The sequence below is a fragment of the Burkholderia sp. BCC1977 genome (assembly GCF_905339595.1).
Lineage (GTDB): Bacteria > Pseudomonadota > Gammaproteobacteria > Burkholderiales > Burkholderiaceae > Burkholderia.
Genome location: NZ_CAJPGQ010000040.1, coordinates 50701 through 67673, shown reverse-complemented (window position 1 = coordinate 67673; position 16973 = coordinate 50701). Strand labels below are relative to the sequence as shown.

Genomic DNA, 16973 nt, shown 5'->3' with positions numbered 1-16973 from the left:
TTCGTAATTGGTTTTACTATTCGTAAATCCAAGGATTTGTCGCCGATCAAGAAAAGCGGCGTTCGGGCGCCCCGGAGCGGCGCCGTTTCCCGAATGGAATCAACAGGAAGCAAGGAGCGAGACGTGGCGGTTGACAGGAAGTGGGCGGAGCAGGGCGGGCCGCGGCAGCGGCGGGAACCGGGCACGAGCGGCACGACGCGGTGCGCGCCGGCGTGCGCGCGGCAGGGTTGAGGAGCGGATGGCGACCATGAGCATCGATTACCAGACGCTGAAGTTCGACTACCGGCCGCGCGCGACGCGGGCCGCCGGCGATGACGCGGCCATCCACCCGGTGATCGTCGTCGGCGCGGGCCCCGTGGGCCTGTCGGCCGCGATCGACCTGGCGCAGCAGGGTGTGCCGGTCGTGCTGCTCGACGACGACGACACGCTGTCGACGGGCTCGCGCGCGATCTGCTTCGCGAAGCGCACGCTCGAGATCTTCGACCGGCTCGGCTGCGGCGAGCGCTTCGTCGACAAGGGCGTGAGCTGGCATGTGGGCAAGGTGTTCCTGCAGGACGAACAGCTGTATGCGTTCGACCTGCTGCCGGAGGAAGGCCATGCGCGTCCCGCGTTCATCAACCTGCAGCAGTACTACGTCGAAGGCTATCTGGCCGAGCGCGCGTTCGCGCTGCCCAACCTCGAGATCCGCTGGAAGCACAAGGTGACGGGTGTCACGCAATCGACGGAACACGCCACGCTCACCGTCGAGACGCCGGAAGGCATCGAGACGCTGCGCGCGCGATACGTGATCGCGGCCGACGGCTCGCGCAGCCCGATGCGTTCCGCGATGGGCCTCGAGAGCCGCGGCCGCACGTTCAAGGACCGCTTCCTGATCGCCGACGTGAAGATGAAGGCGGAATTCCCGACCGAGCGCTGGTTCTGGTTCGATCCGCCGTTCCACCGCAACCAGTCGGTGCTGCTGCACCGCCAGCCCGACAACGTGTGGCGCATCGACTTCCAGCTCGGCTGGGACGCCGATCCGGTCGCCGAGAAGCAGCCGGAACGCGTGATTCCGCGCGTCCGCGCGCTGCTCGGGACGGACGTCGAGTTCGAACTCGAATGGGTGAGCGTCTACACGTTCCGCTGCCAGCGGATGGATACGTTCCGGCACGGCCGTGTGCTGTTCGCGGGCGACTCCGCGCACGGCGTGTCGCCGTTCGGCGCGCGCGGCGCGAACAGCGGCGTGCAGGATGCGGACAACCTCGCATGGAAGCTGAAGCTCGTGCTCGACGGCCGCGCGGACGACCGCCTGCTCGACACCTATGCGAGCGAGCGCGAGTTCGCGGCCGACGAGAACATCCGCAATTCGACGCGTTCGACCGACTTCATCACGCCGAAGAGCGCGGTGTCGCGCGTGTTCCGCGACGCGACGCTGAAGCTCGCGCGCGACTGCGAATTCGCGCGCAAGCTCGTGAACAGCGGCCGCCTGTCGGTGCCGGCCGTGCTGGCCGATTCGCCGCTGAATACGCCGGACCGCAACGGCGACGCGTTCGCGTGCGCGATGCGGCCGGGCGCGGCGGCGGCCGATGCGCCGGTGCGCGCGCAGGGTGCGTCGGGCTGGCTGCTGCGGCATCTGGGCGACGGCTTCGCGGGCGTGCTGTTCGGGCTGCCGGGCGACGCCGCCGCGCTCGCGCAGGCGCTCGACGGCCTCGCGCTGCCGGTGCGGCCGGTGCTGGTCGTGCCGGCCGGGCAGGCGCAACCGGTGGCCGGTGTCGACGTCGTGGAGGACGTCGACGGTTTTGTCGCGCGACGCTACGACGCGCAGCCCGGCACGTTCTACCTGCTGCGCCCCGATCAGCACGTCTGCGCACGGATGCGCACGCTCGAGCGCCAGGCGATCGCCGACGCGCTGGCGCGCGCGACCTGCGCACGCGCAACCGCGCATTGAATACGACAACGATACCGGAGACACCCGTCATGCCCCGACTCGACACCCGCCCGCGCCTGGCCGACCCGGACGCGTTCTACGAAGCGCTGATCGACATGCATCGCGACCTGTCGGACGCCGACAGCCAGCTCGTCAACGCGAAGCTGATCCTGCTGCTCGCGAACCAGATCGGCGACGCCGACGTGCTGCGCGAAGCGATGGCGCTCGCGCGCCAGGGCGTGACGCCGCCCGTGCATCCGGCCGCCGAGGTGGCGCAATGAGCGCGGCGCCGGCCGACGCGCGCGTGCTCGAAGTCGAGCGCGTGATCGACGAGACCCATCGCCCGGGCTTTCACTGGATGCTGCTGGTGTTGTGCGGGCTGTGTCTCGTGATCGACGGCTTCGATGCGCAGGCGATGGGGTATGTCGCGCCCAGCGTGATCGCCGAATGGGGGGTGCCGAAGCAGGCGCTCGGGCCCGTGTTCAGCGCGAGCCTGTTCGGGATGCTGCTCGGCGCGCTCGGGCTGTCGGTGCTGGCCGACCGGATCGGGCGGCGCCCGGTGCTGATCGGCTCGACGCTGTTCTTCGCGGTGACGATGCTCGCGACGCCGTTCGCGGGCTCGGTCCCGGTGCTGATGGCGCTGCGCTTCGTCACGGGCCTCGGCCTCGGCTGCATCATGCCGAACGCGATGGCGCTGGTCGGCGAGTTCAGCCCGGCCGCGCATCGCGTGAAACGGATGATGATCGTGTCGTGCGGCTTCACGCTCGGCGCCGCGCTCGGCGGTTTCATCAGCGCCGCGCTGATTCCGGCGCTCGGCTGGCGTTCGGTGTTCTTCGTCGGCGGCGCGGTGCCGCTGGTGCTGACGATCGCGATGCTCGCGCGCCTGCCCGAGTCGCTGCAGTTCCTCGTGCTGAAAGGGCGCGACGCGCAGGCACGCGGCTGGCTCGCGCGTTTCGCGCCGCAGGCCGGCATCGATGCGGACACGCGCCTCGTCGTGCGCGAGCGCGCGGCAAGCGGCGCGCCGGTCGCCGAGCTGTTCCGCCATGGCCGCCTGCCGGTCACGCTGCTGCTGTGGGCCATCAGCTTCATGAACCTGATCGACCTGTACTTCCTGTCGAACTGGCTGCCGACCGTGATGCGCGACGCGGGCTATTCGGCGGGCACGGCGGTGATCGTCGGCACGGTGCTGCAGACGGGTGGCGTGATCGGCACGCTGTCGCTCGGCTGGTTCATCGAACGTCACGGCTTCGTGCGCGTGCTGTTCGCGTGCTTCGCGTGCGCGGCCGTCTCGGTCGGCCTGATCGGCTCGGTCGCGCATGCGTTGCCGTGGCTGCTGCTCGTCGTGTTCGCGGGCGGCTTCTGCGTGGTCGGCGGGCAGCCGGCCGTGAACGCGCTCGCGGGCCAGTATTACCCGACGTCGCTGCGCTCGACCGGCATCGGCTGGAGCCTCGGCATCGGCCGGATCGGCTCGGTGCTCGGGCCGCTCGTCGGCGGACAACTGATTGCGCTCAACTGGACCAACGGCGCGCTGTTCCATGCGGCCGCGGTGCCCGTGCTGTGCTCGGCGCTGTTCGTGCTGGGACTGGCCGGCGTCACGCGGCGCAACGGCGCGCAGGCGCCGAACGCCGCCATGAATTGATGGAGAAAGGAAACGATGACGCTTGACCTGTCGAAACCGGCGACCGCCGGCTACCTGAGCGGTTTCGCGAACGAATTCGCGACCGAGGCGCTGCCCGGCGCGCTGCCGCACGGCCGCAACTCGCCGCAGCGCGCGCCGTACGGGCTGTATGCGGAGCAGCTGTCGGGCACCGCGTTTACCGCGCCGCGCGGCCACAACCGCCGCTCGTGGCTGTACCGGATCCGGCCGGCGGCCGTGCATCGGCCGTTCGAGCCGTTCATGGGCCCGCAGCGGCTCGTGTCGGAATTCGGCGACTCGGCCGACGTGCCGCCGACACCGCCGAACCAGTTGCGCTGGGACCCGCTGCCGATGCCGGTCGAGCCGACCGATTTCGTCGAAGGGCTCGTGACGATGGCCGGCAACGGCTCGGCGGCCGCGATGAACGGCTGCGCGATCCACCTGTACGCGGCGAACCGCTCGATGCAGGACCGCTTCTTCTACAGCGCCGACGGCGAGCTGCTGATCGTGCCGCAGCAGGGGCGGCTCTTCATCGCGACCGAATTCGGCCGGCTCGACGTCGAGCCGTTCGAGATCGCGGTGATCCCGCGCGGCGTGCGTTTTTCCGTCGCGCTGCCGGACGGCGAGGCACGCGGCTACATCTGCGAGAACTTCGGCGCGCTGCTGCGCCTGCCGGACCTCGGCCCGATCGGTTCGAACGGGCTCGCGAATCCGCGCGATTTCCTGACGCCGCAGGCCGCTTACGAGGATCGCGAAGGCGCGTTCGAGCTGGTCGCGAAGCTGAACGGGCGCCTGTGGCGCGCCGACATCGGCCATTCGCCGTTCGACGTCGTCGCGTGGCACGGCAACTACGCGCCGTACAAATACGACCTGCGCCTGTTCAACACGATCGGCTCGATCAGCTTCGATCACCCCGATCCGTCGATCTTCCTCGTGCTGCAGTCGCAGAGCGACACGCCGGGCGTCGACACGATCGACTTCGTGATCTTCCCGCCGCGCTGGCTCGCGGCCGAAGATACCTTCCGCCCGCCATGGTTCCACCGCAACGTCGCGAGCGAGTTCATGGGGCTCGTGCACGGCGCGTACGACGCGAAGGCCGAAGGCTTCGTGCCGGGCGGCGCGAGCCTGCACAACTGCATGTCGGGCCACGGGCCGGACGCGGATACGTTCGAGAAGGCGTCCGCGGGCGACACGACGAAGCCGCACAAGGTCGACGCGACGATGGCGTTCATGTTCGAAACCCGCACGCTGATCCGGCCGACGCGCTACGCGCTCGACACCGCGCAACTGCAGGCCGACTACTTCGAATGCTGGCAAGGCATCAAGAAACACTTCAATCCGGAGCAACCATGAGCGACACCCAAGACTGGCGCGCGACGCTCGACCCGGCTCGCAAGAGCTGGGTCGACACGGCGAACGATCCCGCCTGCGATTTCCCGATCCAGAACCTGCCGTTCGGGATCTTCAGCGATGCGAAGCAGGCGGCGCGCCGTGCGGGCGTCGCGCTCGGCGACCAGATCGTCGACCTCGCCGCGCTCGCGCGCGCAGGCCTCGTGACGCTGCCGGCCGGCGCCGACGTGTTCGCCGCGCCGACGCTCAACCCGTTCATCGCGCTCGGCCGCGATGCGTGGCGCAGCGTGCGCGTGCAACTGTCGGACCTGTTCTCGCGCGACGACGCGCGGCTGCGCGATGACGCCGCGCTGCGCGCGCAAGCGCTCGTCGCGCAGCGCGACGCGACGCTGCATCTGCCGGTCGACATTCCCGGCTACACCGATTTCTATTCGTCGAAGGAGCATGCGACCAACGTCGGCTCGATGTTCCGCGATCCGAAGAATGCGCTGTTGCCGAACTGGTCGGAGATGCCGATCGGCTACAACGGCCGCGCGTCGTCGGTGGTCGTGAGCGGGACGCCGGTGCGGCGCCCGAACGGGCAACTGAAGCTGCCCGACCAGGAGCGTCCGGTGTTCGGCGCGTGCCGCAAGCTCGACATCGAACTGGAGACGGGCTTCATCGTCGGCCGCGGCAATGCGCTCGGCGAGCCGATCGCCTGCGAGGATGCCGAAGCGCACATCTTCGGGATGGTGCTGCTGAACGACTGGAGCGCGCGCGACATCCAGCAGTGGGAATACGTGCCGCTCGGCCCGTTCAACGCGAAGACCTTCGCGACGACGATCTCGCCGTGGATCGTCACGCTCGATGCGCTCGAACCGTTCCGCGTCGCGCAGCCCGAACAGTCGCCGCAGCCGCTCGCGTATCTGCAGCACGCGGGCAAGCATGCGTTCGACATCGCGCTCGAAGTGACGCTGCGTGCCGACGGCGCCGCCGACGCGACATCGATCTGCCGCACCAACTTCAGGCACATGTACTGGACCATGGCGCAGCAACTCGCGCATCACACGGTGGCGGGCTGCAACACGCGCGTGGGTGACCTGATGGGTTCGGGCACGATCAGCGGGCCGGCCAAGGATTCGTTCGGCAGCCTGCTCGAACTGACGTGGAACGGCAAGGAGCCGCTCGCGCTGGACGGCGGCGGCAGCCGCGCGTTCATCGAGGACGGCGACGAGCTCACGCTCGCGGGCTGGTGCCAGGGCGATGGCTATCGCGTCGGCTTCGGCGCGTGTGGCGGCAAGATCCTGCCGGCGCGGAGCGTGTGACGGGTCGTCGCGCGACACGTTACGTGTAGTTCAGAAGGACAGGGCGGCCCGCATTGCGCGGGCTGTTTTCGTTTACCGGCGGGTGGCGGTGCGTGTGTCGATGTGTGCCGGTGTGTGGCGCTGCGTACGCGCTTCAGTGGCAGGGTGTCTGGGTCCGAGTCCGAGTTCGAGTTCGAGTCCGAGTCCGAGTCCGAGTCTGAGTCTGAGTCTGAGTCTGAGTCTGAGTCTGAGTCTGAGTCTGAGTCTGAGTCTGAGGCTGAGTCGGTGTCGGCGTTTGCCTCAGCGCCAGCGCCAGCGTCAGACCGCGCGCTGCACCGCGGCGCGTCGTTCCCACAGCGCGGCCGCGACGAACGCGGCGACGCAGACGACCAGCACGCCGACCAGCGCGTTGCTGCCCAGTTGCTCCATCAATGCGCCGGCGACCAGCGGGCCGCCGAAGCTCGCGGCGCTCCACGATGCCGACACGAGCGAGCTCGCGGTGACGAGCGCCGCGCCGCGGAAGCGTTCGCCGCACGCGACGAGCGACAGCGTGTAGATGCTGCCGGCCGCGGCGCCCAGCACGAACAGCAGCGGCCAGCACAGCCACGGGTTCGCGATCACGAACGGCAGCAGCGGCAGGCCCGCGAGCACGATCCAGCCGGCGCCGAGGTGCACGCGTTCGCGGCCGAGCTTGTCCGCGAGCCAGCCGATCGGGAACTGCATCGCGGTGTCGCCGAACAGCATGATCGACGCGAGCAGCACGGCGGTCGCGCTTGCGACGCCGTGATCCATCGCGTAGAGCGGCAGCAGCGACAGCGCGAGCGTATCGAACAGCGCGAAGAAGCCGGTGCCGATGATCAGCGCGGGCATGCGCGGCAACACGGCGAGCCAGCTGTCGTGCGCTGCGTGATGCGCGTCGTCGCCGGCGAGCGGCGCGCGCCGGATCGTCGCGAGCGTCGGCAGCGCGAGCAGGAACAGCGCGCCGCACAGCGCGAAGCGGATGCTCGTCGCGCCGGCGATCTGGCTGACGAGCACGGGGCCCGCCATCTGGAACAGCGTGAAATTGGTCGCGTAGATCGCGACCACGCGGCCGCGCGTCGAATCGTCGGCGAGCTGGTTGACCCACGCCTCGCCGATCGTGAACAGCAGCATCAGCGCCGCGCCGCACAGCACGCGCAGCACGCCCCACAGGATCAGGTTCGACGTGAACTGCATCAGCGCGGTGGCCGCGGCGAGCAGCACGACCGACACGACGATCGCGCGGCGCGCGCCGATGCGCCGCGCGAGCGCGGTGACGAACGGGACGATCGCGAGGCCGCCCAGGGCCTGCGCGGCGGTCAGCATGCCGACGACGTTGGTGCCGTGTCCGGCTTCGGTCAAGGCGAGCGCGGTGAGCGGCAGCGTGGCGCCGGTGCCGAGACCGACGACCGCGACGCTCAGGATCAGCGCGAGAAAATCACGATTGAGAATGGCTTTCATCGGCCGCGATGCTACACCGCGGGCTTTGAAAGGTCCATGAAGGCCAGCAGGATCGCATGGCGTTGCGTGCGCAACGAACGCGGCGGCGCGCCGCGTCATACGTAGCCGGTCGGCCCGCTCACCGGGCGGCGTTCGAGCGACGCCGACCACAGCGTGAGTGCGAGCGCGGCGACGGCCATCGCGGCACCGACCCAGGGCAGGTTCACGAGCGACACGCCGGAGCCGATCGCCATGCCGCCGAGCCAGGCGCCCGTCGCGTTGCCGAGGTTGAACGCGCCCTGGTTCAGCGTCGACGCGAGGTTCGGCGCATCGCTCGCGCGATCGACGATCAGGATCTGCAGCGGCGGCACGATCGCGAACGCGAGGATGCCCCACACGAAGATCGTCGCGAGTGCCGCGAACGGCAGGTGCATCGTGCCCGCGAACAGCGCGAGGACGATGCCGATCAGCGCGAGCGTCGCGATCAGCGACGGCATCCGGCGCCAGTCGGCGAGCTTGCCGCCGAGCGTGCCGCCGACCGTCAGGCCGAGACCGAACAGCAGCAGCACATAGGTGACCTGGCGCGGCGAGAAGCCCGTCACGTCCTCGAGGATCGGCGTGATGTACGTGAACACGCTGAACAGGCTCGCGGACGCAAGCACGCTGATGCCGAGCACCATCAGTACCTGCGGGTGCTTCAGCACGCTGAATTCGCGCGTGATGCTGGTGTCGGGCATCGCGAGGTTCCTGGGCAGGCACACCGCGAGCGCGGCGGCCGCGGCGATGCCGATGCCGGTGACGGCCCAGAACGTCGCGCGCCAGCCGTAGGCCTGGCCGAGTGCGGTGCCGAGCGGCACGCCGAGCACGTTCGCGAGCGTGAGGCCGGTGAACATCAGTGCGATCGCCTGCGCGCGGCGGTTCGGCGCGACGAGGTTGCTCGCGACCACCGAGCCGATCCCGAAGAACGCGCCGTGGCAGAACGCGGTGACGACCCGCGCGGCCATCAGCACCGTGTAGCCGGGCGCGATCGCGCAGAACAGGTTGCCCGCGATGAACAGCCCGATCAGGCCCATCAGCGCGCGCTTGCGCGGCATCTTCGCGGTGACGATCGCGAGGATCGGCGCGCCGATCGTCACGCCGAGCGCGTAGCCCGACACGAGCATCCCGGCGGCCGGGATCGACACGCCGAGGTCGCGGGCGACGTTGGGCAGCAGCCCCATGATCACGAACTCGGTGGTACCGATTCCAAATGCGGCGACGGCAAGGGCGAAAAGAGGTAATGGCATCGCGGTGGGCTACGGAAAAGACCGCGTCCCGAGGCCGGCGCGGGATGCGCGGGACGGGCGGGGCGGGGAGACATCAGCCGCGATTCTACTTCAGTGAAAACCCCTATGCTCGGGGCCAAAACGGATGTTGCCGGCATGCGACGGGGTGACGGCCAAGATGCGTCACATTGTGGGATTGGGCGATGTTCGGTGCTCGGTGCTCGGTGCTCGGTGCTCGTTGGCGGTGGTGTTGGCGGTGGCGAGACGAGACGAGACGAGACGAGACGAGACGAGACGAGACGAGACGAGACGAGACGAGACGAGACGAGACGAGACGAGACGAGACGAGATATCGGGTCGGAGCAAGGCGGGCGAAGCGGCCGTTCCGCGCCTTGCGCATCCGGTCAGCGGTCGGGCAGGGCGCCGGCGAGTGTCGAGCCGGCCCGGTCGTCGGGTGCGCCAACCTCGGACGCCGGCGACGCTCCGGCGGTCGTGCCGGCGGTTGCCGCGCAATCGGCGGCGTTCGTCGCGGGCGCGTCCCAGCCGTTTTCGAACAGGCACGCCTCGATCGGCATCCGCGCGGCCCAGCGCTCTTCCTCGAGCATCGGCTTCGCATAGAACGCATCGACATGCCCGACGCACAGCACGGCGATCGGCTTCGCGCCGGCCGGCATGCCGAGCAGCGTGCGCAGCGCGTCGACGTCGAACAGCGACACCCAGCCCATCCCGAGCCCTTCGGCGCGCGCGGCGAGCCACATGTTCTGGATCGCGCAGGCGGCGGACGCGAGGTCCATCTCCGGCAGTGTGCGGCGGCCGAACACGTGGCGCTCGCGACCGTCGGTCAGCGCGACGACCAGCAGCTCACCGCATTCGCGCACGCCTTCGACCTTCAGCCGCATGAATTCGTCCTGCCGCTCGCCGAGCGCGTCGGCGGTCGCGCGGCGCTCGGCCTCGACCAGCGCATGGATCGCGATGCGCAGCGCGGGATCGGTGATGCGGATGAAGCGCCACGGCTGCATGAAGCCGACGCTCGGCGCGTGGTGCGCGGCGCGCAGCAACCGCGCGAGCGCGGCCGGATCGACGGGCGCCGGCGTGAAGTGGCGCATGTCGCGCCGTTCGAAGATGGCGCGGTAGACCGCGGCAATGGCGGAGTCGTCGAAACGCATGAGCGGCAGAAGCTGGGGGAGGTCGGCGCAACGATAGCAGACGCCGCGCGTGCGGCGTTACATCAGTCGAAACAAAATGATGATTCGTTGACGGATCGTGTGCGCCGGGCGCCGCGGGTCAGCGCCCCGTCGTGACGACGTTGGTCGGCGTGCCGGCGTGCCATGCCTCGATGTTCAGCAGCGTCGTGTGCGCGATCTCGGCGAGCGCCTCGCGCGTGAAGAACGCCTGGTGCGACGTGACGATCACGTTCGGGAACGTCAGCAGGCGCGCGAGCACGTCGTCCTGCAGCGGCAGGTCGGAGTGATCCTCGAAGAAGAGGCCGCTTTCCTCCTCGTACACGTCGAGCCCGAGATGGCCGAGCTGGCCGCTCTTGAGCGCGTCGACCAGCGCCTGCGCATCGACCAGGCCGCCGCGGCCGGTATTGATCAGCATCGCGCCGTGCTTCATCCGCGCGAGCGTCCGTGCGTTGATCAGATGGTGCGTCGACGGCAGCAGCGGGCAGTGCAGGCTGACGATGTCGGCATGGTGCAGCAGCTCGTCGAGCTCGACGTAGCGCGCGCCGAACGCGATCAACTCGTCGTCGTGCGGCGGCATCGAGTGCGCGAGCACGTGCATCCCGAAACCCATCATGATCTTCGCGAACACGCGGCCGATCAGGCCGGTGCCGATCACGCCGACGGTCTTGCCGTGCAGGTCGAAGCCGAGCAGGCCGTTCAGCGAGAAGTCGCCCTCGCGCGTGCGGGCGACCGCGCGCGGCAGCCGGCGGTTGAGCGCGAGGATCAGCGCGACCGCGTGTTCGGCCACCGCATGCGGCGAATACGCGGGCACGCGCACGACCGCGATGCCGAGCCGCTCGGCGGCCGTCAGGTCGACGTGGTTGAAGCCGGCCGAGCGCAGCGCGATCAGGCGCGTGCCGCCGTCGGCGAGCCGTTCGAGCACGGCCGCGTCGACGGTGTCGTTGACGAACGGACAGACGACCTCATAGCCGTGCGCCAGGATCGCGGTTTCCGCGTCGAGGTGCGACGGCTGGAAGTGCAGCCGATAGCCGAATTGCCGGTTGGCGGCGGTAAACGATTCGTCGTCGTACTGCCGGCTGCTGAACAGGATCACGCGCACGCTGCACCTCCGATGGCTGTCGCGTGCAGTTTACTGCAGGCCCGTCTGCCGGCCCGTGACGATCTCGGCGCGATCGGGTGTGCGCAGGAAGCCGTAGCCGGCCCGCTCGCGGGCCGCCTGCACGCCGAAATGCTCGAGCGCGTGCTCGACGAAGCTGCGCGTGCGGGCCGGCACGTACTGGCGGTTCGGGTAGACGAGCGACAGTTGCGCGTCCGGGTCGTCGATCCGGTAGGCGGACAACAGCCGCACGAGCGTGCCGGTGGCGAGCGCGTCGGCGACGCACGGCTCGGGCAGCACCGCGATGCCGGACCCGGCGACGGCCGCCGCCTGCACGAGCGCCAGCTGGTTGACCGTGCAGGTCGGGCGCACCGTGATCGAGTGCGTGGCGCCGTCGTGGCCGACCAGCCGCCACGCGGGCGCATGCTGGTGCGGCGCGAGCGCGACCCAGTCGTGGCCCGGCAGGTCGTCGGGCGCGCGCGGCTCGCCGCGCCGCTCGAGATAGGCGGGCGCCGCGCAGGCGACGAACGGGTTCGGCGCGAGGGTGTGGCCGATCAGCGTCGGATTGCCGTCGAGCCGGTTGCCGGTCGCGATGCCGACGTCGTAGCCCGAGTCGAGCACGTCGAGCGGCCCTTCGGCGACGGTGAGCTGCACGCGCAGTTCGGGGTAGCGCTGCCGGAAACTGCTGACGAGCGGCGTCAGCGCGAGCGGCGACAGCAGGCCCGACGCGACGACGCGCAGCGTGCCGGCCGGCTCGCGCACGGCGTGCGCGACGGATGCCTCGAGGTGGTCGAATTCCTCGAGCAGCGCACGGCAGCCGTCGAGGTAGCGCAGGCCGGCCTCGGTCAGCGACAGGTTACGCGTGGTGCGGTGGATCAACCGCGTGTTCAGGTGAGACTCGAGCATCGCGATCGAGCGCGTGACGAGCGCATTGGACACGCCTAGATGGTGCGCCGCGCGCCGGAAGCTCTGCTGCTCGGCGACGCAGACGAACACACGCATGGTCTGAATCTGGTTCATGGCTCGCGAATTTCTGGCCCGGTTGATTGATTTTGGTAGTGATTTTTCGTTGCACGACCGGGAAAACCGTCGCGCGACACCTGGTTCTCGTTCGTATCGAAAAATCGGTTTTCGATTCTGCAGACGATTGTTCATTACGGAAGCGATATCCGTCAACCTGAGAAAAGCGGCGGGTTGCGTAAAATCGAAATAGCGGGTATCGCTTTAACGGGGCCGGTGCCGTTCGCGTGCGCCGTGGGTAGCCGTAAGTGGATTGAGGAAAACTGCCTGTTTTTTTAATATTTCTTTGTAAATCAATTGGTTGTGATTGGTCTTGAGCGGCCGGGTGCGGTAATGGATGAAATCGACGACCAATAGATGCCGCGATAGTGGATGTTTTTGAGCAGGTTCTGTTTTCGTGGATCGATTCCACCCGCGCGATTTTTATCGTGATGGCCGGTATTCCGATCGATGCATGTGTCGTGCTGAACTCGGGCATCACGATGCGCGCTGCAATATTGCAGGAGAAAATCACGGGCTTCGAGCCGCCGTTGGAACCGTTTCGCATGCGGCCGGCAATGCCGAGGCAATACTCGACGCGGTCATCTGACGCAGTCGCGGCCGGCTGGCCCGGTCCGTCGACCGGGCCAGCGTCGCGCTGTCCGGCTGCGCGTGCCTCTTGCGCGCGGGCGCGGAACGCGGAATCATCGATCAGTTCGCCGTGCCGTGCGGCGAACGACGTCCGAGCGTTTTCTTCCTTCCACGAATGCCTGCCATGTCCATCGATTACTCGCCGATTCCCTGTCCCGTCGTCGTGCCGCTCGACGCGATCCTGCCCGAAGAACCGCTGCTGATGATGGGGGCCGGCCCGGTTCCGATCCCGGCCGCCGTCGCGAAGGCGAACACGATCGTGATCAACCACCTCGGCGCGACGATGGCGAAGATCATCGAGCAGGTGAAGGAGATGGCGCGCTACGTGTTCCAGACCCGCACGAAGTGGGTGCTCGGCGTCGCCGGCCCCGGTTCCGCCGCGATGGAAATGGCGATCTCGAACCTCGCGTGGCGCGGCACGCGCGTGCTGTCGATCCGCAACGGCTTCTTCAGCGCACGGATGGCCGAGATGGCCACGCGCGTCGGCGCCGACGTCGCGACGCTCGAAGTGGCCGACCGCTCGGTCGCGAGCCTCGACGAGATCGCGGACGCGATCGCGCGCGAACGGCCCGAGATCGTCACGATCGTGCAGGGCGAGACGTCGAACACCGTGTGGAACCGCGACCTGCGCGACATCGCGGCGCTCGCGAAGGCGGCCGGCGCGCTGGTCGTGGTCGACGCGGTGTGCACGTTGTCGACGATGCCGCTCGAAATGGACGCATGGGGCATCGATGCGGTGATCACCGGCGGCCAGAAGGGGCTGTCGTCGATCCCCGGCGTGTCGCTGATCGCGTTCTCCGACGCCGCGTGGGACCGGATGAAGCAGCGTCCGGAACCGAATGCGCACTGGTGCCTCGACATGGCGCTCGCGGAGAACTTCTGGCACAACGCGGGCTATCACTACACGGCGCCGGTGTCGGGCGTGCTCGCGCTGCACGAGGCGCTGCGCCTCGTCTGCGCGGAGACGCTCGAAAGCCGCTTCGCGCGTCACCTGCGCTGCTCGCTCGCGCTGCAGGCGGGCGTCGAGGCGATGGGGCTCGCGCTCTATGCGCCGAAGGACTGCCGGCTCAATTCGGTGGTCGGCATCGAGACGCCCGAAGGGCTGACGCCCGGGATGGTGTGCGGCCATATCTCGAAGCAGTACCAGGTCGAGATCTCGGGCTCGTTCGGGCTGCCGATCGTGCGGATCGGGCAGATGGGCGAACAGTGCCGCGAACACAACCTGTTCCGCACGCTGCATGCGTTCGGCCGCACGATGGTCGACCTGAAGGTGCCGGTCGACCTGCCGGCCGGCGTGGCCGCGCTCGAGCAGGAACTGTCGCAGCGGGGCGCGTAAGCGGGGGAACGGTCGTGCCGGGTGCGCGGGGCGCGGCGGACCGCTGAACGACGCGGGCGGCGCGGGCGGCGCTCAGCCGCCCTGCATCGCGCGCCGGTACGCGTTCGGCGTCGTGCCGTGCGCGTCGCGGAAGCGATGGCTGAAGTGGCCGGCGTTCGCGTAGCCGCATTCGGCCGCGACCTGCGCGAGCGGCAGCGCCGTCGTGCGCAGCAGCAGCCGCGCCCGCGCGAGCCGCTGCTCGGCCACCCACGCGTGCGGCGCGCGGCCGAACGACAGCCGGAACATTCGCGAGAAGTGGTATTCGGACAGCGCGGCGACGTTCGCCAGTTCGCCGAGCGTCAGCGGCTGCGACAGGTAGCTGTCGATATAGTCGCGCACGCGGCGGCGCACGGCCGGCGCGAGCCCGCCGCGGAACGGCACGTCGGTGCGTGTCGCGCTCTGGTCGCGCAGCAGCAGGCTCAGCATGTCGTGCGCGGCCTCGTTCACGCGCAACCGACCGTCGGCATCGTCCCAGCGCTCCAGCGCAAGCGACCGGAACTGCGCGGCGACGCGCGCATCCTCGAAATAGGTGCGGTCGGCGAGCTTCAGCTCGCGCGGCTCGCGGTCGAGTTCGCGGATCGCGCGCTCCGTGAAGTGCTCGGGCAGGAAGTACAGGTGGATGAAGTGCATCTCGCCGCGCACCCACCAGCGCGATTCATGGTCGCCCGGCAGCGCGCACAGCAGGCTCGGCGCGCCGTAGCGCGGCACGCGTTCGCGCTCCGTCCGGTAGCCGCCGTCGAGATAGCACGACAGCGTATGGTGGCCGGGCTGCTCGTAGATCGTCTCGCTTTCGTCGGTGATGCGCGTCCATTCGGCGATCGCGAGATGATCGCCGAGCCACGTGAAGCGCTCGAGCGTCGCGTTCTCCTCGGCGAGCGTGCGGCACACCGACTGCAGGCCGAACGGCATCGCGCCGCCGGCAAGGGCGGCGTCGTGATCGACGGGCGGGGCGTACAGGGGCGAACTCATGGTGCGACGAGTATAAGCGCGCGCGCGGCACGCCGTGCGGCCGCCCGAAAAAGACCGCAATTCCGGACAATCCGCGCGGGCGGGGCGGCGGCATAGTCGGTGTCCGTTTCACTCGTTTCGCTTCACTGCCGCCATGAACCTGTCGCTTTATTTCGTCACCGTGCTGATCTGGGGCACCACCTGGATCGCGATCAAATGGCAGCTCGGCGCCGTGCCGCCGCCCGTGTCGATCGCGTGGCGCTTCTGGCTCGCGGCCGCCGTGCTGTTCGCGCTGCTGCGCATGATGCGCTGGCCGGTCCGCCCGCCGCGCGAAGCGTGGCGCTACCTCGTCGCCCAGGGCGTCGCGCTGTTCTGCCTGAATTTCCTGTGCTTCTACTACGCGGAGCAGGTCGTGCCGAGCGGCCTCGTCGCGGTGATCTTCTCGACCGCGCCGCTGCTGAATTCGATCAACGGCCGGCTGTTCATGGGCCGCCCGCTGCGGCCGTCCGCGATCGCCGGCGCGCTGCTCGGGCTGACCGGCATCGCGTGCCTGTTCTGGCAGCAGATGGCCGGCCACCTCGACGATCACGCGACCTGGACGGGCCTCGCGATCGCGTTCGCGGGCACGATCTGCTTCTCGGCCGGCAACCTGCTGTCGAGCCGCATGCAGTCGATGGGGCTGCACCCGCTCGCGACCAACGGCTGGGCGATGCTGATCGGCGCGGCGATCCTGACGGTCGGCAGCGCGGCGGCCGGGCTGCCGTTCATGATCGACCCGAACCCGCGCTATCTCGGCGCGCTGGTCTATCTGGCCGTGCCGGGCTCGGTGATCGGCTTCACTGCCTACCTGACCCTCGTCGGCCGGATCGGGCCGGAGCGCGCCGCGTACTGCACGGTGCTGTTCCCGATCGTCGCGCTGGCCGTGTCGACGGTCTTCGAGGGCTACCAGTGGTCGCCGCTCGCGGTGATCGGGCTGCTGCTCGTGCTGGCCGGCAATCTCGTCGCGTTCGACCTGACGCGCCGGTTGTTCCTGCGCACGGCCTGACCAGCGTCGTGTGGCACTGTCCGGATATCGCGCCAAAAAGTTGACTTGGTTGACTTGATTTCGATTCGGGACTAGGCTTGATCCTCTGGTTGCATCAGGAGGTGATGATGGTCACGCACGCTCACGCGCTCGAAGGCTCGGCCGCGATTCTCGATATCGAGACCGAGGAGGCGCTGCGCAGCGCCGTCGGTGCGGCAACCATGCTCGGGCCGGATCGCGCCCGTGCGCTGCTCAGGCTGTCGGACGAGCAACTTGGGCACCTGTTCAAGGTAGGCATCGCACAGGTCATCGATTTGGCCGGCACGATCACGTTCGGTATCGCGGCTGCCGCGACGCGCGACAGGAAGCCGTCCGGCCGGAAGAAGGGGGCGACCGATACGCGCACCGGCGTCAGCGTCGCCGATCTGGAGCGGCATGCGCAGGCCGAACGACACGCGCTGGTTGCCGACGGCACGCTGTTGCCAGCCGCGCAGATCTGGACAGGGCTCGGCATGACGCGGCAGGCGCTCAGCAAGGCAGTGGCATCGGGGCGAATCTTTACGGTCGATGTCGGCGCCGCGCACTACTACCCGGCGTTCTATCTGGCGGGCGACATCGATCGCAAGACGCTCGGGAAGGTGACTCAGCGTCTCGGAGCCTTGCCGGGGTGGAGCAAATGGCAGTTCTTCACGACACCCAAGGCGTCCCTGGGCAACGTCACGCCGCTGGTCGCGCTGTCGCGCGGGAAGCTTGAAGAGGTCGAGCGTGCGGCCATGGCGTTCGCGGGACGCTAGGAGG

Annotated in this window: 14 protein-coding genes; 8 read left to right on the top strand and 6 right to left on the bottom strand. The window is 68.9% G+C overall.

All coding sequences use genetic code 11. The annotated features are described in order from the left end of the window. The first annotated feature begins 238 nt into the window (after positions 1–238). From U5771_RS27070 to fahA, 5 genes are read left to right on the top strand one after another with little or no spacing between them, the layout of a single operon-like run. Complete coding sequence (locus U5771_RS27070) at positions 239–1927, top strand: FAD-dependent oxidoreductase (protein WP_322026815.1); 1689 nt, start codon at positions 239–241, stop codon at positions 1925–1927. 29 nt (positions 1928–1956) lie between these two features. Next, entirely contained in the window at positions 1957–2187 is a 231-nt protein-coding gene (locus U5771_RS27065; protein ID WP_014897947.1) for a DUF2783 domain-containing protein, read from the top strand. Beyond that, complete coding sequence (locus U5771_RS27060; RefSeq protein ID WP_322026814.1) at positions 2184–3545, top strand: MFS transporter; 1362 nt, start codon at positions 2184–2186, stop codon at positions 3543–3545. Before U5771_RS27065 ends, U5771_RS27060 begins: the two co-directional genes overlap by 4 nt. A gap of 15 nt (positions 3546–3560) precedes the next feature. After that, positions 3561–4895, top strand: a complete 1335-nt coding sequence (hmgA, locus tag U5771_RS27055; protein WP_322026813.1) for a homogentisate 1,2-dioxygenase — start codon at positions 3561–3563, stop codon at positions 4893–4895. After that, positions 4892–6196, top strand: coding sequence for a fumarylacetoacetase (gene fahA / locus U5771_RS27050; protein ID WP_322026812.1), 1305 nt, complete (start codon positions 4892–4894; stop codon positions 6194–6196). Before hmgA ends, fahA begins: the two co-directional genes overlap by 4 nt. A 297-nt stretch (positions 6197–6493) precedes the next feature. On the opposite strand, the gene U5771_RS27045 is transcribed toward fahA, so the two are convergent. The 5 genes from U5771_RS27045 to U5771_RS27025 form a co-directional block, all read right to left on the bottom strand. Next, positions 6494–7654: an MFS transporter gene (locus tag U5771_RS27045; protein ID WP_322026811.1), complete on the bottom strand. Its 1161-nt coding sequence runs from the start codon at positions 7652–7654 to the stop codon at positions 6494–6496. 95 nt (positions 7655–7749) lie between these two features. Next, positions 7750–8919, bottom strand: a complete 1170-nt coding sequence (locus U5771_RS27040) for an MFS transporter (protein WP_322026810.1) — start codon at positions 8917–8919, stop codon at positions 7750–7752. 383 nt (positions 8920–9302) lie between these two features. Further along, on the bottom strand, positions 9303–10064 hold the full coding sequence (gene bluB, locus U5771_RS27035; RefSeq protein WP_322026809.1) for a 5,6-dimethylbenzimidazole synthase: 762 nt from the start codon (positions 10062–10064) through the stop codon (positions 9303–9305). 118 nt (positions 10065–10182) lie between these two features. Beyond that, the gene (locus U5771_RS27030) at positions 10183–11181 is read right to left on the bottom strand and encodes a 2-hydroxyacid dehydrogenase (RefSeq protein ID WP_322026808.1); all 999 of its coding nucleotides are present in this window, start codon (positions 11179–11181) and stop codon (positions 10183–10185) included. A 30-nt stretch (positions 11182–11211) separates the two neighbouring features. After that, positions 11212–12198: a LysR family transcriptional regulator gene (locus tag U5771_RS27025; protein ID WP_322026807.1), complete on the bottom strand. Its 987-nt coding sequence runs from the start codon at positions 12196–12198 to the stop codon at positions 11212–11214. Between the two features lie 754 nt (positions 12199–12952). Between U5771_RS27025 and U5771_RS27020 the strand changes: the two genes are divergently transcribed. Beyond that, complete coding sequence (locus U5771_RS27020) at positions 12953–14164, top strand: alanine--glyoxylate aminotransferase family protein (RefSeq protein WP_322026806.1); 1212 nt, start codon at positions 12953–12955, stop codon at positions 14162–14164. Between the two features lie 72 nt (positions 14165–14236). Here U5771_RS27020 and U5771_RS27015 read toward each other — a convergent pair whose 3' ends face one another. After that, positions 14237–15172: an AraC family transcriptional regulator gene (locus U5771_RS27015; RefSeq protein ID WP_322026805.1), complete on the bottom strand. Its 936-nt coding sequence runs from the start codon at positions 15170–15172 to the stop codon at positions 14237–14239. A gap of 133 nt (positions 15173–15305) precedes the next feature. On the opposite strand from U5771_RS27015, the gene U5771_RS27010 reads away from it, so the two are divergent. Together U5771_RS27010 and U5771_RS27005 are read left to right on the top strand one after the other, a co-directional pair. Next, a complete protein-coding gene (locus U5771_RS27010; protein WP_322026804.1) occupies positions 15306–16196 on the top strand; it encodes a DMT family transporter in 891 nt (296 codons plus the stop codon). Positions 16197–16303: 107 nt separating this feature from the next. Then, on the top strand, positions 16304–16969 hold the full coding sequence (locus tag U5771_RS27005) for a hypothetical protein (RefSeq protein WP_322026803.1): 666 nt from the start codon (positions 16304–16306) through the stop codon (positions 16967–16969). The last annotated feature ends 4 nt before the right edge of the window (positions 16970–16973 follow it).

Excerpts from the sequence above, each read along its gene's own strand:
- U5771_RS27070 (WP_322026815.1), top strand. The coding sequence starts at position 239 with ATGGCGACCATGAGCATCGATTACCAGACGCTGAAGTTCGACTACCGG.
- U5771_RS27065 (WP_014897947.1), top strand. The coding sequence starts at position 1,957 with ATGCCCCGACTCGACACCCGCCCGCGCCTGGCCGACCCGGACGCGTTC.
- U5771_RS27060 (WP_322026814.1), top strand. The coding sequence starts at position 2,184 with ATGAGCGCGGCGCCGGCCGACGCGCGCGTGCTCGAAGTCGAGCGCGTG.
- hmgA (WP_322026813.1), top strand. The coding sequence starts at position 3,561 with ATGACGCTTGACCTGTCGAAACCGGCGACCGCCGGCTACCTGAGCGGT.
- fahA (WP_322026812.1), top strand. The coding sequence starts at position 4,892 with ATGAGCGACACCCAAGACTGGCGCGCGACGCTCGACCCGGCTCGCAAG.
- U5771_RS27045 (WP_322026811.1), bottom strand. The coding sequence starts at position 7,654 with ATGAAAGCCATTCTCAATCGTGATTTTCTCGCGCTGATCCTGAGCGTC.
- U5771_RS27040 (WP_322026810.1), bottom strand. The coding sequence starts at position 8,919 with ATGCCATTACCTCTTTTCGCCCTTGCCGTCGCCGCATTTGGAATCGGT.
- bluB (WP_322026809.1), bottom strand. The coding sequence starts at position 10,064 with ATGCGTTTCGACGACTCCGCCATTGCCGCGGTCTACCGCGCCATCTTC.
- U5771_RS27025 (WP_322026807.1), bottom strand. The coding sequence starts at position 12,198 with ATGAACCAGATTCAGACCATGCGTGTGTTCGTCTGCGTCGCCGAGCAG.
- U5771_RS27020 (WP_322026806.1), top strand. The coding sequence starts at position 12,953 with ATGTCCATCGATTACTCGCCGATTCCCTGTCCCGTCGTCGTGCCGCTC.
- U5771_RS27015 (WP_322026805.1), bottom strand. The coding sequence starts at position 15,172 with ATGAGTTCGCCCCTGTACGCCCCGCCCGTCGATCACGACGCCGCCCTT.
- U5771_RS27010 (WP_322026804.1), top strand. The coding sequence starts at position 15,306 with ATGAACCTGTCGCTTTATTTCGTCACCGTGCTGATCTGGGGCACCACC.
- U5771_RS27005 (WP_322026803.1), top strand. The coding sequence starts at position 16,304 with ATGGTCACGCACGCTCACGCGCTCGAAGGCTCGGCCGCGATTCTCGAT.